Below are 14,614 nucleotides of genomic sequence, written 5' to 3' on the forward strand. Positions count from 1 at the left end.
AGCCACACAATTCCATGACTGAGGAAGCCCCGATGGAAACCCGTATGAACCTGTTCGACACCGAGCTCGGCACGAAGATCGGCAAGCGGATCTACGCCGTCAGCCAGGTCATCCAGGAGTCGCCGCTGCCCAAACCCACCCAGGAGTTGGTGCAGCTGCGAGCCAGCCAGATCAACGGCTGCGGCTTCTGCGTCGACATCCACAGCAAGGACGCCGCCGCGGCCGGCGAGGACGCGGCCCGGCTCAGCCTCGTCGCCACCTGGCGGCACTCCACCGTGTTCACCGACGCCGAGCGGGCCGCGCTGGCCCTCACCGAGGAGGGCACCCGCATCATCGACGGATATGCAGGGGTCACTGACGAGACCTGGGCCCGGGTGCGCAAGCACTACGACGAGGAGCAGGCTATCGCTCTCGTCTCCCTCGTCGCCATGATCAACGCGACCAACCGGCTCGGCGTGATCCTCAACAACCAGGGTGGATCCTACGTGCCCGGCAACCTGACCACCGTCGCCGGTTGACGCACCGAGACCGGGCCCGATCGAAGGATCGGGGCCGGTCTCGGTCGTGCGGAGGCGGTCGGGAACTACAGGCGTGTCCAGGCTCAGGGCCACCAGGACGTGCTCGCACACGGCGTCCCACTCGGGGCCCTCCAACAAGCGGGCCCGTGGGTTGGACCAGCGGTGCGACGGGGCGGCGAACACGTCGCGGTTGTTCAGGGCCTGGTGCAACTGCTCTAGCACGCACACCACGTACGTGTCCCGGTCCACCGCGCCCTGCGGCAGTTCAGGATTGGCACAGACCTCCTTGCGCCACGCGGGCGGCACGAGCTTGTCGTCCACCTCGCGCGGCAGCAGCGGCTCGACGCCCGCCTTCCGCCGGGCCAGCGCCGGAAGGCCGCGCACCCCGGCCAGGACCCGCTTGCCGGCGCTTGCCGCGTCCAGCGCCTCCGACCACAGGACCGACCACGGGGCCCCGAACCCCGACCACAGGGCCGTCCATCGCAGGTCACAGCGTTGCGCAGGCCATTGCACAGACGGCCGAACACCAGCGAACCGCCGCTGGCCCGCCGACCCGGCTCTCGGCGAGGACGCCGCTGAACGCATCGTTCCGTACCGCGCTGAGCGACTTCGCCCTCCCCATCGGCGAGGCGTTCCAGCTCCGCGACGACCTCCTGGGCGTGTGTGCAGGCGGGGATGCCCCCGGCGAACCGACGTCGAAAAGCTCGTGATCAGGGGCAATGGACGGCGGAGCTGCTGGGCGGGGGGTGGCAGCACGTCAGGCGAGCAGGGGGGCGGGGATCCCGCAGCCGTCGCACGGTTCAAAGAGGCCGCAGCTCCGCCCAGACGCGTGAGGCGTGTCCGCGCCCGGGCATTGGCTCCCGGCGCTGCATGTGGTGGTGCGGTCGCGGTGGTTGATCTCGATGCCGGTGCACAGGGGGAGCACGTCCGGGTGGTCTGCTGCCCCGGCTGCCGTGCAAGCCGGGCAGATGTGGCCGAGTTCGTTGGCGGTGATGCCGAGCTGGTCGGCGTAGTCGCAGAAGTGCAGGGCTTCGGGCACGTGGACAACTTTGGTCCCGCCGGGGCAACCGGCGGTGCACTGGAAGGCTCCGTCCACGTGGACCAGGAGGGGACCGCCGCAGGCAGGGCCGGCGGGGTCCTGCTCTTGCAGCTCGGAGTACGTACGGGCCAGGAAGCCCACCGTGGACCGTGCGGCCTCTGTGCGGCTACTGATCGTGCCGTCCTTGATTGCCTGGCCGACGCCGCTGAAGCGCTCGCCTTCAGGCCGCCGAGGGTGCCCGATTCGCCTCTTCTGCCTCTCTCGCTGGTCACGGCGTGCCTGCTTCCTGCGCTTGGCGTCGCGTCCCATCTGGGCCTCCCTGGGGTTCGGCGGGTCAGTCCCGCCCGGACCGGTAACGGTTACTGCCTCGCGAAGGTGCGGCGGCGGACGGTCTGCCGGACTTGTTCACCGCCGGCTGCGGAAGTGGTGTGCGCAGGGCACGCCCCCTGCTGCCCAGGCGGAGAAACCCCCTTACCGTCCCGTGGGTCCGGGGCCCACCGCGCCTCCCGGCTCCCCACGGAAAGCCACGCGGCTCAACTACCGCCATCTCGCCGCGCGGCCAACCGCGGCCACGCCGTTCTCGCTAGCGGGGCAGACGGCAGGTCTGCCAGCTACGCCCGTCGCGCACCAGCGTCCCGCGCTCCTCCAGGTTGGCCAGGTGATAGACCACCGACGCGGGGCTGCGCAGCCCGAGCTCCCGCGCCAACTCCCGCACCGACAGCGCCTCACCCCGGTCCCGGATGGAGCGGCGGACCGCGCGCAGGACCTCCTCCTCCCGCGCCGTCAGATGCTCCGGCCGCCGGTTCACCGCTGCGCAGCGTCAAGGGGCCGACCGGCCGCCAAGGACTCGCTCCCGTTCCTTGGCCAATCCAGCCCGTTCAGGAGTCAGCCTCCCGGCGTTCGGGAAGGACGCCTGCGTGGACTCATCGGCGTGGGTGGGGGCGCTATTCGGCCTGACAGGAACCATGATCGGAGGAACCCTTTCGATCTGGTCCGCAGTCATTGCTCAGCGACGGCAGGCAGCTCAAGCGCGTGATGATCAACGGCAGACCCGTGCAGCCACGGCGACTGAGGCGGCGCTGACCAAGCTGCTCGAAATAGAACGCGATGCCCGCCGAGCCGGCCCTCACGATAACGCCCGCAGTCACCTACTCCACGAGCGCATACTGAGCATCCAAGTCCTGATGCAGCGCGTTCCTGACGCCGGCCTTCGTGACCGAGTGAGGGAAAACTACCTGCTGATGCCTCTCTATCTTCCTGACGACACCAGAACCTGGGAGCAGCGACGGGTCGATAGGATCCACCTCTGCCGAGACGCCATCGCCTGCCTGGGCGCCTACCTCCGGGGTGAGGCAATGCCACCACGCACGAACCCAGTTGGGGAAATCCGCGCGCTTTGGCACTCTTCCGACATCGGTTCAGAGACAGACATGTTCTTCTACGAGCCGGAAACATAGCGGGCACCGGTCCGGCGGCCACACAAGCCGATCACCACCCAGCCGATACGCACCAAAGCAGCCATCACCGACGGCACCACCAAAACTGCCCTGACCAGCACAAACACACGCCGGGCCTTTTCACGCTAGAGCTACCTGCAACGAACCCAGCCCCGCTCCACACACACCAGGCCAGGCCGCCCCGTACACCAACAAGCCCCCCTCCGAGCGTCAGGACCTGACGTTAGCCGCTATGGCAGATCGCACGGGCCAGGCGGTGGCGGAACCCTGTATGGGCGAGCTGCCGGTGCCGAGGTTGTTCTGGCCGGTGCCCCACAGCGACTTGTCGAGGAAGCCGCGTACCTCGTCGGAGATCGCGGTCGACGCCCGCTGCATCCGGCAGGGGTGGCCGGAGTTCTACGACGCACTGGAGTGCCCCTTCCGCGGGTGTGTGCGGAGGGACTCGAAGCGGCCGGGGACAGGAGTCGCCGTACCGGGGCCGGATGCGTGTCCGGGCACGGCGGGGAAGAGCGCGGTGCAGCCACCCTGGGTGGGAGATGCGGCTGCACCGCAGAGAGGAGGTTCAGGTGCCGATGTTGGGCTGTGGGCCGCTGTACTGATCGAGCAGTGCCGGCAGGCCGGCTGCCGGGTCGAGCGTGTACGAGTAGTAGCTGCTCGGGGTGAAGGTCGTGCCGTTTGTCTTCTGGTCGCCCGTGCAGTTGACCAGGACGCTGCCCTTCTGCGAGAGCGCGGCGGCCGTGGTGTCGATGGAGTAGGGGTTGTTGACGTTGTCGTAGTAGCTGTTCTCGATGACCGTCTTGGCGGCACCGCGTGAGAGGTTGCCGTACGAGGTGATGTTTTGCAGGTAGTTGTTGTAGAGGTGGGCCAGCGCGACGTTGTCGATACTGGGATTGCGCTGGTTGGTGTCATGGATCCAGTTGTGGTGGATCGTCATGCGGGCGGTGACGTTGTCGGTCCAGCCGATGCCGAAGGCCTTGTTGACCTCTCCCAGTTCGTTCCAGGACACGGTCAGGTAGCTGGTGTCCTTGCGGCTGTCGATGAGCCCGTCGTTCATCCGTACGATCCGGTTGTGGTCGATCCAGATGTGGTCGGCGGTGTCCATCTGGATGCCGTCGTAGTCGTAGGTCTTGTCGTCGGGGTCGTCGTCCGTCATCCGGGTGTCCCGGATGGTGAGGTTGCGGATGATCACGTTGTGCACGCCGGTGCCCAGGAACAGGCCGCCGTTGATGATCTCGCCCGCGGTGCCGACACCCACAAGTGTCTTGTCGGACTGGACCGGGATCTCGTAACCGTAGGACGGCACCGTGATGCCCTTGGTCACCTTGATGACGTACGGGGTGGTGGCAGTCGCGAACTTGAGCAGGTCCGCGTAGGTGCTCACGCTGACCGTGGTGCCCGCGGCGCCGCCGGTGGTACCGCCTCCCGTCGCGGCGAAGCCGTCGGCCGTGGAGGGCCAGGTGCGGCCGCTGACGGGTTCGAAGGCCCATTGTTTGTTGGTGTTGGCGGTGCAGGTTTCCTGGATGATGGGGTTGCCGGAGGTGGTGGCGGCGTTGAGGTCGCTGCCGCACAGTCCGTTGCCCGCGTTGATCACCTGGTAGGTGCCGGAGCCGGATGCCGTGAATCGCCAGAGCTGGTTGCTGCTGCCGACGCAGGTGTACTGCTGGAGCTGTACTCCGCTGGTGGTGCTGCTGTCGGGCACGTCCAGGCACTTGCCGCTGCCGACGGACTGTAGTTCGAAGGCCGAGCCGCGGGTGTTGACCCGCCACTGCTGGTTGCTCTGATCGGAGTGGCAGTTCCATTGCTGGACGAGTGCCTTGTTCGCGGTGCTGCCGTCGACCACATCCAGACACATACCGCTCTTCGTCACCGCCAGCGTGTACGTTCCGCCGGCAGCCGGGACCGCAGCCGACGCGGGGCCGGCGAAGGCACCGATCACGAGGAGCGGCACGGACATCACCGACGCGATGACGCAGCGGGCCCAGCGATGTAAGCGAGAGTCAACCCTCGGAGGTGCGGATGCGGCTGTACGCATGACCGTTCCTTCCTCTTTGTTGCGAGCATGACAATTCAGCGTTATGTGATGCCAGGTCTCACGGAGTGAAACGTTTCAGTTGAACCGATCGAAACGCATGCCGCACCGGGCTCAGACCGCGTGCCGCCGTTGCGTCCATGTTTCTCATATATGACGTACGAAGTACGACGGCCATGAAGATAGAAGCCCCCTTCTGATTCGTCAACGCCTCTTGCAAAATCAGCGTCCCTGGTCCGCCGGTCGAACAGGATGTGACCCCGGTGCCCCTAGGTTCCGCGGTGGGCGCGATGCCAACGTCGAGGCCGACCTTCGAGCGGAGCCAGAGGTTCTGGAATGCTCACAAATGTCGGTACCCGGGAGCACGCTGAACCGACCGGCTGCGTCGAGGGACGCCGACGGGGTCCTTTCGAATGCAGCGGCGAGGCAGTGACACCTTTTCAGCGCCTCGACGCCAAAGTTGATCTAAACGGTTCAGTCCGGTTTACCCACCGCACGCGGCCTCCTCCATCAGCGAGCCCGGCCCGGGCGGCTGGCAGATCCGTCCGGGCCGGGCTCGGCAGAAGTTTCGCCGCCGTGCCGGCGGCGTCATCAAGGCCGATGAGGTCTGGGGCCGCACCGGCAGCGTCGTCGGCTCACCGGCGGTCATGAGAGCGGGAAAGAGGCCCTGGTCGAAGATGTGGGCGCAGTTCGGCGTTCGCAGGGCGGTCTACCACCCCGTGGCGTGCTGCGGAGAGGGGGTCAACACGGCGACCAGGTCGACGTCGGATGCCGAACCGGCCCGCCGCTTTCTGTGCCGACTCCTTGCAATGCGCGGAGACGGCGGTCACCTCCAACTCCGGCAGGAACCGTAGGGCCGGGAGTTCGACGCCTGGCTCACCGACCCCTTGCGGGAGCAGGTACCGGCAAACCGGGTGAACAACAAAATCATCCAGCCACCTTCACCCCGCCGACAACAGCAGTGACGGTCTCCGGTCATGGCAGACCATCGGAGCTGGTCATCGGGGGAGCCGTCATGCAGTTCGTCGTGAGGCCCCGAGCCCATCGCGGTCCTGAGGTCTCGTACGCCCCGGACGGCGTCGGCGTCATGCTCAGTCGACGCCCAGCGCTTGCAGCGCGCCCAGCTGCGCCTCGCCGTCGACCGCCCGCGACGCACTTCACCCGATGGTCGTGGCGATCCGCATGCTGATGGTCACACCGAGACGTGGGTCGGCCAACGTACGGCGTTCCACGCCTCGGGGGCAGGGCCTGCTCGGTCAGGGTGCGTTCAGTCCGAAAGCCTGGCGGCTGACGTTGCTGGCGCCGGGACTGTGGATGTTGTTGTTCGTGGTGATGTTGTTGAACATCGGGATGACGCCGTTGAGGTTGACGGGGAGGATCGACAGGAGGCCCCCGTCTCCGTCACCACCTCCGTCCCCGCCGCAAGTTCCGCCGGTGATGGTGGTGGGGTCATGCACCGAGTCACCGATACCCCCGGCGATCGCCACGGCATAGTTGTCGACGGTGCACGGGGCGTCCTCGGCGACGTTGACGGTGAAGGTGAGCGTGTAACCCTCACCGGGATCCAGCGGCTCGCTCTCGCAGTTGACCCTGTTGTTCCCCTCGAAGGTGCACGAAACGTCTACATCCGAGTCGATTACCGTCCCACTGACGAATGTGACCGTTCCTCCTCCTGTCTGGATGGTGTCTTGCATGACCGACCCGCCGGCGGTCGTCTGATCGCCTGGGTTGGTGACCGTGACCCTGTAGACGCCCTGCCCGCCCCTGGGGAAGCTGCCGGAATGCGTCTTCGTGATGTCGATCGATGGCAGGGCGGACGCGGGGGTCGCCCCCAGGGCGAAGGGCAGGCCGATGCCCAGTCCCAGGACGGTCGCGAGGGCGGACATCCGCCGCCGCAACGTGTGCGTGACCATGGTGGTCTCTCCTGTCGTGTGAAGGTCGCCGTTCTGCGGCTCCGCCCACGCGAAGGGACGGGGGAGCGCAGTTCACGCGGAACGACTGCACGACAGGAACGCACCGGGGGACGGCCTGATCACGGGCGCGGTTGGCACTTCACTCGATCGCCTCGCCTCGCCGCATCCGGGTGGGCTAATCGGTGCCTTCGCCGCCGGACGCCGCTTAGGGCGCCGGAAGGCACCTTCAGTGAGTTGATCGAACGCCAGGATGAATCCGCAGTACTCCTGATGGGGGATACCGAGCTTTTCCGACCCTTGCCGCATGTTGGCGGGGAAGGGATTCCTCGGCCCAAAACATCGGCGGCGCCCCGCGCGGCATCGCACGTCAGAAGTGGAGTCGGCCTTGGCATCTGTACCGAATGGCCTCTACATGATCGCCCGTCCCGGCGAGCAACTGCTCACGCTGCAGGACGGTTCGTCGGAACCCAAGACACCCGTTTTCCTGCTGCCGCCCACCGGCAACCCCGGCGAGCAGGAATGGCAGCTGGAGGTACTCAGCAACGGCAACTGCACGGTCCGCAATCTCAGGAGCGAAACGTACCTGTCCTTCGACGGTGACCCGGAGGTGAACAAGCCGGTCGTCGGATACCCCGAGTCGCGCGAGTGGGCGCTCTACCAGAGCGCGCAGCCGCACACCTTCCACGTCGTCGTCCCGGGAGGTCCCGTCGAGGGCCAGGAGCTGGCCTTGGACCTCAGCCTGCTGCGGATCTTCCCGCCCCGCATCGCGCTGAGGCCACTCGACGTCAGCAACCAACGCCAGGCGTGGACCTTCCAGTTCATGGAGTAGAGGCGTGAACCGGGTGCCCGGGTCGGCGACCGAGCCGGGCACCTGCCCCAGCCAAACGGCACAGGTGATGTGACCTTTCTGCACAACCCTCGTTGGGTACTGCGCGCGTGCATCCCCCGTGGACGCGTACGCAGACGAGGGGCCCGAACCGCGCCCGGCCCGGGCCCCTCCTGCCGCCGCCCGACCAATAGCCGGCGCCGCCTGTGGGCATCCTGGACCCTACGGCCTGCGGGTGTTGCTGCCCGTCGTGTCGGCCAGGGCACTGCGGGCGGTGATGCGTTTGCCAACCGGCTGCTGCCCGACGACGAGGTCCTCGGCGAGGGCTTTGACGATCTCCAGACCGTCCTGCTCGAGGCGGGGAGGCAACCTGCATCACCGGAATCGCTGCAGCGAGCGGTCGGCGGCGCCCCGGGGGCCCAGGGCGGGTCCCTTTCGAGCGGCCGGGCTGCCGTGCCTGTGACCTCCCGCCGGCAGCCCGTGCTCGCGTCTGCCGCGGTGGCGCGGGCGTGATCACCGCACGCGTACGAGCAGCGCGTGGCGGCCGTTCCGGCCGGCTGGCCGGGGTGCCTGTCAGGGTCGGGCAGCAGGTGTGGCGGCGAACGTGTCCCCAGCGCTGCGGCGCCCGTTGGCTTCGGCGCCTTGGATGTGGTCCCACCACCAGGCGATCGCAGGGAGCTGGGGTGGTTGGGGGTTGTCGTCGGCGGGGTGGTCGCTCCAGGCGATGGTGAGCGCGGTGGCGTCGTGGAGTGTCCCGGTTTTCGCGTTCTGGGGGGGGTGCGGTAGCGGTGGGTCTCCAGGGCCCATTCCATGTGGCCTCGGATGATGTATCCGATGTCGTGTGCGAAGCGGGCGAGATGGAGGCCGGCGCTGCGGGCCAGATGGTCGCGGATGCGCACGTACAGGGTCATGAGGCGGTCACGCAGGGCGATCGCGTCGGTTATGGCATGCGTGAGTCTGCCCGGACGCCACCGTCACCTACGAGCAGTACCGCGCGCGGTGAACCCCGCCGGCACACAGCAGCAGGCGGCGCGACCACCCCGGAGAGGGGAGAGCGCGCCGCCAAGGAGTCACATCTGCCGCAGCCGCCGCGTGGCAACTACCCGCAAGCAGGAGCGTGGGTCAGGGTGGCCGCCACGGCGGTGGCCCCAGGACTGGTCGTCGATGAAGCGGCCGTGGTCGTTGCGCAGGGTGGCGGTGTCGTGGTCGTTGTTCCACACATACGCGCGGCGGTCCTGGTAGAGGTCGGTGCGGGTGTCGCGGCCCTCACCGGTGTGGATCCGGACCGTGGCGCGGCCGGCCAGGCGGTAGTGGTCGAAGGTGTACGTGTGGCCGGACTCGTCCTTCAGAGTCCAGCCGTCCAGGTTGACCGTGTTACGGGTGGTGTTGGTCAGCTCCACCCACTCGCTGTTCAGCGACCGGTTGGAGCGGTTGTCGCGCCCCGGGGAGTCGTACTGCACCTTCGAGATCTCCACCGCCGGACGGCTGGGACGGGCGTGGTCGGCAGCGGTGGCCGGCAGCGCCGCCACCGAGACCAGAGCACCCGCGGCGAGAGCTGCGGCGGGCGGAGGAGGAAGCGGAAGCGGACAAGGAAGTCCCCCAGATGGTGCGGGCACCCTCCCACCGGGGATTTTGGCGGCCACCGTGGAAGTCGGTGCGGTGTGCGGGTGACGGTCGGACCGGCCGCGCACCCACACTCTGTCCACCCCGCGCAGGAGTTGGGGCGGAAACATAGAGTGTGTTACTAGTTGCCCATGTTTCTGTGACTCTCAGACGCATCGTCCATTTATGCCAGGGGCGTCATGTTGACGGTTGAAGCGGTCTCACAGCCCTTGCAGCAGCTGGATTTCCCCGGAGATCGCCAGCGTGGCCCGGGGCGGGCCGTCACCCGAAAGTGAGTAACAGCGTGCGCCCTCACGACAGCCAGGCATGAGGTCAGAATCTGTGCCGGCCGCGGCCGGCACCTCGTCAGCTCTGCGACGGGATGCGCGCGCCGATCTCGCGCGCCAGGCGGTCCGCCTCCCGCGCGACCGCCCCGCCCTCCTCGGCGGCTCTGCGCACCACTTGAATCAGCTCGTACGCCTCGTCCAGCGTCAGCAGGCGCAACCGCTCGGTGTCGTGCTCCATGGGCGCGAAGTCGATCTCATCGAGGTCAAGGTGCTCGTAGCCGTCCATGATCAGGGCAACGTCACAGACCGTCAGCAGGACACGGCAGGACAACCCCTGCGGCCCCGTCCTGCAGTAGCCCGCCAATTCCCGGGCGGCGTACTTGGCCTCTACTGGTAGGCCTGGTTCAGCGCCCAGATCGCCCAGACGATCACAGCCAGCGACAGCACAACCGCCGTCGTGCCGAGTGCGACCCCTATCCGGAACGCCCTGACCCCGGCAATCGCTGCCGGGGTCAGGGCGTCGTCACCGGTGGCTATCCGAGCCAGACCGGGCGATCTACCGCGGGCGGCTGGCTGCCTTTGAGGCGGACATTGTGGGGCTGAGGTCGCAGCCGATGATGACAGTGCGCCACCTGAAAGAAGCAGTGGTTGCCGTAGTTGGGCACGCATTCGTGCCCAAGTGCGTCGGGGGCAGCCTCGCGCAAAACAGCCATGGCCTGGGTTTCGACGGGCACTGAGTAGCGTCCCGGCAAGGACAGGAATGGGGGCGTGCCACCCGTCCCCAGTCCGTCCTCGCGGTACTTTGCCGCTGCTCACGCCTGCCTCACAGGATGTGGCCGGCATCTTGCTGTAGTGAACTCCGTGTCATTCACTCGCTGCGTGGGGTGGATCCGCCCCACGCAGCGAGGATCTGAACAGTTCCTTCTTGCAGTTGATGCTGGCCATGACCGTGATCCGAAACCGGCGGTGAGATTTCGATGCGGAAATCAGGGATCCCACAACCGGTGTGGGATCTCGCGGCTCGCTGCATAGGCCAACGCTGTCGGCAGTCCAGCAACCGGCTTGAGGTGCCCATCAGTGGGGGCGGCCCGCCGCAACCCGCGCGCGCAGGACCTGCAACTGACCCAGCCTGCTGCGCAGCAGGTAACCCGCCGTACGGCGGCTGGCGCTCTCGGCCGCGGCCTCGGCGGCCATGGGATGCCGGGGATGCTGCCGCAACGCCGCCTCGTAGGCGGCATCGGCCTCTGCCCCCGCTTCCGCGCCCGCCATCAGCCGCCGCAGAGCACTGGCCCGGCGCTCGCCACAGATCTGTTCGGCCACCTCCTGTGCCTCCTACGCCATCCACGCCTCGTCGCCGCCACGGCGCCGGCACTCCTCGGCGATCAGCGCCCGGGTGTCGGCCTCACAGTGCGCCGTGAGCTCGGCGATCTGCTCCGGATCGTCCAGGTCGGCCCGTACCGCCACCACCAGGTCGACGGCCTCCCGTACCAGGAGATCCGTACGTCGGGCATACGAACACGGCGGGCACAGGCCTGCCGCCTCCGGCAGCCCGCACCCCGTGCACGGCGCCGACTGCCGCCCCCGCACAGCCACCTCCTCCCGCTCACGGCGGCGCGCCACGGCCGCCCGCCGCTCCTCCGCCACGACTGCCGCCCGATCGTGGCGGACCTGCGCTCGGTCTGCTTCCACCACGATGTGCCGACGCAGCCGCTGCTCCGATGCGGCTCGCAGCTCGGCAGTGCCGGCACCTGCCAGTTGAGCTGCGGCCTCGGCGAGGATCCTGGCCCGCACCGCGCGCCGGTCCGCAATCACCGAGGCACAGGAGAGACAGTCTCCCCCGGTGTCCAGGCGGATCCCGTCGTCACATCGCCCATCCGAACAGGCCTGCCGTTGCACCAGGCCCCGCCGGATCAGCCACGCGTACGGGCTTTCCACGAGAGCATCGCCGCCGCTTTCCTCCAGCCGGTCGGAGAGCCGGTCGGCCAGCAGCCGGGGCGCCGCTGCCGGCTGCATCAGCATGCCCGCCAGCCGCTTCACCTCCGCCTTCGCGGCCGCCTCAACCTGGTCCTGCTGCCAGCCAGACAGCCGCTCCCACAGCCCGGAAACCGGCCCCAGAGCCACCCGCAAGCCAAGATCAGCCGGAAGGCCCACCCTCCGCTGCTGCTGCGCCCTTTTCCACCCCACGGCCTTTGGCCAGCTATCGGCCATAGCCCCGGCAGCACGCTGCCCATCACGCTCGTCAACCGGGGACTCTTTCGGCTTCTCCCCGCGCAGCGGGCCAGCCTCGGCCAGCGGCGGCGCCGACTTGGCAACGTCGTTCTCGCTGTCGTCGGCCTGGTCCTCGCGCAGGCACACGTGCTTCGGCCGACGGCCTTCACCCCCACGGCCTTCGCCGGAAAAGCCATCAGAGAAGGCCCAGACTGATCTACCGCATCCACCTCGACCGTGGCCCCGCCAAAGGCCGCCGCAAGGGCTTCACCGAGGGCGACTACGCCCGCCTGCTCGACGCCGCACACCAGCAGCTCGGCGGCCCGATCGTCCTGGTCTGGGACAATCTGAACACGCCCGTCAGCCGCACCATGCGGCAGCTGATCGACGCCCGATCGTGGCTGACCGTCTACCAGCTGCCGCCGTACGCTCCCGAGTTCAATCCGGTCGAGGGCGTCTGGTCGCACCTGAAACGGTCCCTGGCCAATCTCACCAAACACAGCCTCGACCAGCTCACCACGCTGGTGAAGACCCGCCTCAAACGGATGCAGTATCGACCCGGCTCATCGAGGGCCTCATCGCCAAGACCGGCCTCGACCTCCAACCGCCCGTAATTCCAGCCATTGAAGATCCCTGGACGCCAGTGGACCGAAGACGGTCATCGCCCCATACTGTGCGAGTCGTCTCAGTCGCTGAACATGCCGGCGAACGGGTCGGGTTCCCCAGTCCACGGGTCGAGACCTTGACTCCGCAGGCGTGCCTCCTCGTCGCGGTGAAGGAATCGGGGCGACGCGTTGCCCCAGAGGTTGACAGAACCGAGCGGGCACTCGTCGAACTCTGTGCGGAAGACCCGGCACAGGAATTCGACGAGACCGCACGGATACTCCAGCCAGACTCCGTCATCTTGGTTCCACACGACGACCGGCCAGCCGTCCGGATCACTGTCGGTCACTCGCCAGCAAAGGATGTCGGCACTGGAGTCGACACCCCAGGCGATCAAACCGCTCTGCCCGCTTCCCTCGGGGGCCTTGGACTCCCAGAAATGCAGCGCGTTGAGCGTCTCCGCCTCCATGCCCTGGTAGGTGGGTTCGACGCCCTCCACCGCCCGGGACTCCGGGAGGAGGAAACCGAGGTAGTCGTCAACGGCCCCCGCTCCGTAGAGCGTGATGAATTCCTGGTAGTCGCGCGGGAAGCCTGTCCCCCAACTGTGCTCCACCGCAGTCCAATCGACGGCGTCCCCTGCTCCCGGATGGGAGGGCATGAGCTGCCTGAGAGTCTCCATCCAACTCATGGCGTCTCTGCCTCTCATCGAAATCAACGGGTCGCACCGGTTGGCATGATCTTTCCATTGCGGCTGTCCGTGACCGTACCCAGGTTCTTCCAGCCCGGCTGGGGCCTGTAGATCGAGGTGGGAACCGCCTGGCTGAAGGACAGGCCGGGCGAACCGTCCGGGTTGGTGCCCGTCGCGGTGATCTCGAAGAACACAGGAACTGTACGAGGGCCGGAGTAGCGCGGAGTGACCGTGTAATGCACCACTGAGCATCGTCGACAGTGGACCTCAGGATTCGCAGGTCCGTACCGGACCGGGGTCGGATGTCGACGAACCGCTGGCGACGGAGCGTTGGCTTCGGGTGGTCGGCAAGCCCTGGGTGACGGAGGCAGTGCCGACCCGGCCTCATCGACGGCCTCATCGCCAAGACCGGCCTCGACCTCCAACCGCCGTAACCTCAGCGATTGAAGGTCTCTAGCCACAAGCAACTGTTGCTGGCTCAGCGAAGTTAGTGGGGGGTCGGGCTGGCACAGCGCTCCACTTGGCCATTCGGAGACACGGTCGTCTCGGCCGGCCCCACGGCTGGGTCAGCCCGGCTTGACCGCCAGCGTCGCAAAATAGTGCGACATGTATTGAGCGGACGCGTTGGATTGGTGCGGCGCTTCCGCGAAGCCGGTGAGGACGAACCCCGCGGCGAGTTGCCCGCCGATCTGGTCGGTGAGGGTGTGGCTGTATTCAAGAGGGGCATCCGCGCCGAACTTCGTGGCGCGTTCCTCGGCGGAGTACTGCGTGACATCGCTGTAGGGCAGCTTGTGCACGACGATCAGCTCGCCGTCCTCGTCGAGCGCCTCGTGGTCGAACAAGTACACATCAGGGTTGAGGAAGCCCACGAGCAGAGTTCCGCCCGGTCGCAGGGCGCGGAAGCACTCACGCCACACCGCTGCCAAGTCTGGTACGAATAGGTTTGAGACCGGATGGAATACGACGTCGAATGTTGCGTCGCCGAAGGCGCTGAGGTCGCGCATGTCGCCTAGGACGGTGCGCAGCTCGAGTCCGTCGCGCGCCGCCACCATCTGGTCCTGGCCGAGCTGGCGGGGTGAGTTGTCGAATACGGTGACCCGCGCCCCTGCGGCGGCGAGGATCGGACCCTGCTGGCCACCGCCCGAGGCCAGGCACAACACGTCCTTGCCGGTCAGGTCCGTCGGCAGCCAGGAGCGGTCGACTGGCTCACGCCCGATGAGAACGATCGACCAGTCGCCCATGCGGGCGCGCTCGACATCCTCAGCAGTCACTGGCCTCGACCACTCGTTGCCCTCTTGGACATACTTGTCCCAGGCTGCCCGATTGTGGGCAACCGGGTCGACAATAATGTCCTGCACGTTTAACTCCCTGCTACAGCCAAGCGGACACCTGCGGTACTGACAGTTCGGTGCTGCTAGCCAACACGATTGCAGGGTGCGGGCTC

The 14,614-nt window shown here is 67.4% G+C and carries 17 protein-coding genes and 1 pseudogene; 4 read left to right on the top strand and 14 right to left on the bottom strand.

The features are described from left to right. Positions 1–32: 32 nt before the first annotated feature. Positions 33–518, top strand: a complete 486-nt coding sequence (locus OG933_RS01545) for a carboxymuconolactone decarboxylase family protein (protein WP_405624901.1) — start codon at positions 33–35, stop codon at positions 516–518. Between the two features lie 66 nt (positions 519–584). Here the strand turns inward: OG933_RS01545 and OG933_RS01550 are convergent. From OG933_RS01550 to OG933_RS01560, 3 genes and pseudogenes are all read right to left on the bottom strand, one after another. Beyond that, positions 585–950, bottom strand: a pseudogene (locus OG933_RS01550) (Tn3 family transposase); the annotation flags it as partial. 325 nt (positions 951–1,275) lie between these two features. Continuing rightward, positions 1,276–1,557, bottom strand: coding sequence for a hypothetical protein (locus OG933_RS01555; RefSeq protein WP_405624902.1), 282 nt, complete (start codon positions 1,555–1,557; stop codon positions 1,276–1,278). A 583-nt stretch (positions 1,558–2,140) separates the two neighbouring features. After that, on the bottom strand, positions 2,141–2,365 hold the full coding sequence (locus tag OG933_RS01560; RefSeq protein ID WP_405624903.1) for a helix-turn-helix domain-containing protein: 225 nt from the start codon (positions 2,363–2,365) through the stop codon (positions 2,141–2,143). 109 nt (positions 2,366–2,474) lie between these two features. On the opposite strand from OG933_RS01560, the gene OG933_RS01565 reads away from it, so the two are divergent. Continuing rightward, positions 2,475–3,014 carry a hypothetical protein gene (locus tag OG933_RS01565; RefSeq protein ID WP_405624904.1) on the top strand — a complete coding sequence of 180 codons (540 nt, stop codon included), beginning with the start codon at positions 2,475–2,477 and terminating at the stop codon, positions 3,012–3,014. A gap of 210 nt (positions 3,015–3,224) precedes the next feature. On the opposite strand, the gene OG933_RS01570 is transcribed toward OG933_RS01565, so the two are convergent. From OG933_RS01570 to OG933_RS01580, 3 genes are all read right to left on the bottom strand, one after another. Beyond that, positions 3,225–3,389, bottom strand: a complete 165-nt coding sequence (locus OG933_RS01570; protein ID WP_362531715.1) for a hypothetical protein — start codon at positions 3,387–3,389, stop codon at positions 3,225–3,227. Between the two features lie 187 nt (positions 3,390–3,576). Beyond that, the gene (locus OG933_RS01575; RefSeq protein WP_405624905.1) at positions 3,577–4,968 is read right to left on the bottom strand and encodes an RICIN domain-containing protein; all 1,392 of its coding nucleotides are present in this window, start codon (positions 4,966–4,968) and stop codon (positions 3,577–3,579) included. 1,331 nt (positions 4,969–6,299) lie between these two features. Then, complete coding sequence (locus OG933_RS01580; RefSeq protein WP_405624906.1) at positions 6,300–6,956, bottom strand: hypothetical protein; 657 nt, start codon at positions 6,954–6,956, stop codon at positions 6,300–6,302. Positions 6,957–7,341: 385 nt separating this feature from the next. On the opposite strand from OG933_RS01580, the gene OG933_RS01585 reads away from it, so the two are divergent. Beyond that, a complete protein-coding gene (locus OG933_RS01585) occupies positions 7,342–7,785 on the top strand; it encodes a hypothetical protein (RefSeq protein WP_362531708.1) in 444 nt (147 codons plus the stop codon). A gap of 219 nt (positions 7,786–8,004) precedes the next feature. Here OG933_RS01585 and OG933_RS01590 read toward each other — a convergent pair whose 3' ends face one another. From OG933_RS01590 to OG933_RS01610, 5 genes are all read right to left on the bottom strand, one after another. Then, the gene (locus tag OG933_RS01590; RefSeq protein ID WP_362531705.1) at positions 8,005–8,151 is read right to left on the bottom strand and encodes a hypothetical protein; all 147 of its coding nucleotides are present in this window, start codon (positions 8,149–8,151) and stop codon (positions 8,005–8,007) included. Between the two features lie 701 nt (positions 8,152–8,852). Beyond that, positions 8,853–9,311: a lamin tail domain-containing protein gene (locus OG933_RS01595; RefSeq protein WP_405624907.1), complete on the bottom strand. Its 459-nt coding sequence runs from the start codon at positions 9,309–9,311 to the stop codon at positions 8,853–8,855. Between the two features lie 439 nt (positions 9,312–9,750). Then, on the bottom strand, positions 9,751–9,957 hold the full coding sequence (locus tag OG933_RS01600; RefSeq protein WP_405624908.1) for a DUF6417 family protein: 207 nt from the start codon (positions 9,955–9,957) through the stop codon (positions 9,751–9,753). Between the two features lie 788 nt (positions 9,958–10,745). Beyond that, the gene (locus OG933_RS01605) at positions 10,746–10,991 is read right to left on the bottom strand and encodes a hypothetical protein (protein WP_405624909.1); all 246 of its coding nucleotides are present in this window, start codon (positions 10,989–10,991) and stop codon (positions 10,746–10,748) included. 12 nt (positions 10,992–11,003) lie between these two features. Next, positions 11,004–12,026, bottom strand: coding sequence for a hypothetical protein (locus OG933_RS01610; protein ID WP_405624910.1), 1,023 nt, complete (start codon positions 12,024–12,026; stop codon positions 11,004–11,006). A 185-nt stretch (positions 12,027–12,211) separates the two neighbouring features. Between OG933_RS01610 and OG933_RS01615 the strand changes: the two genes are divergently transcribed. After that, positions 12,212–12,493 (top strand): transposase, encoded by a 282-nt coding sequence (locus tag OG933_RS01615; protein WP_405633185.1) that lies wholly within the window; start codon positions 12,212–12,214, stop codon positions 12,491–12,493. A 71-nt stretch (positions 12,494–12,564) separates the two neighbouring features. On the opposite strand, the gene OG933_RS01620 is transcribed toward OG933_RS01615, so the two are convergent. The 3 genes from OG933_RS01620 to OG933_RS01630 form a co-directional block, all read right to left on the bottom strand. Then, a complete protein-coding gene (locus OG933_RS01620) occupies positions 12,565–13,161 on the bottom strand; it encodes an SMI1/KNR4 family protein (protein WP_405624911.1) in 597 nt (198 codons plus the stop codon). 32 nt (positions 13,162–13,193) lie between these two features. Then, positions 13,194–13,364, bottom strand: a complete 171-nt coding sequence (locus tag OG933_RS01625; RefSeq protein ID WP_405624912.1) for a hypothetical protein — start codon at positions 13,362–13,364, stop codon at positions 13,194–13,196. A gap of 372 nt (positions 13,365–13,736) precedes the next feature. Then, on the bottom strand, positions 13,737–14,528 hold the full coding sequence (locus tag OG933_RS01630; protein WP_405624913.1) for a class I SAM-dependent methyltransferase: 792 nt from the start codon (positions 14,526–14,528) through the stop codon (positions 13,737–13,739). Positions 14,529–14,614: the final 86 nt, after the last annotated feature.

Origin of the sequence: Streptomyces sp. NBC_00016 (assembly GCF_045040885.1) — a bacterium.
In the GTDB taxonomy this organism is placed as follows: Bacteria; Actinomycetota; Actinomycetes; order Streptomycetales; family Streptomycetaceae; genus Streptomyces; species Streptomyces coriariae.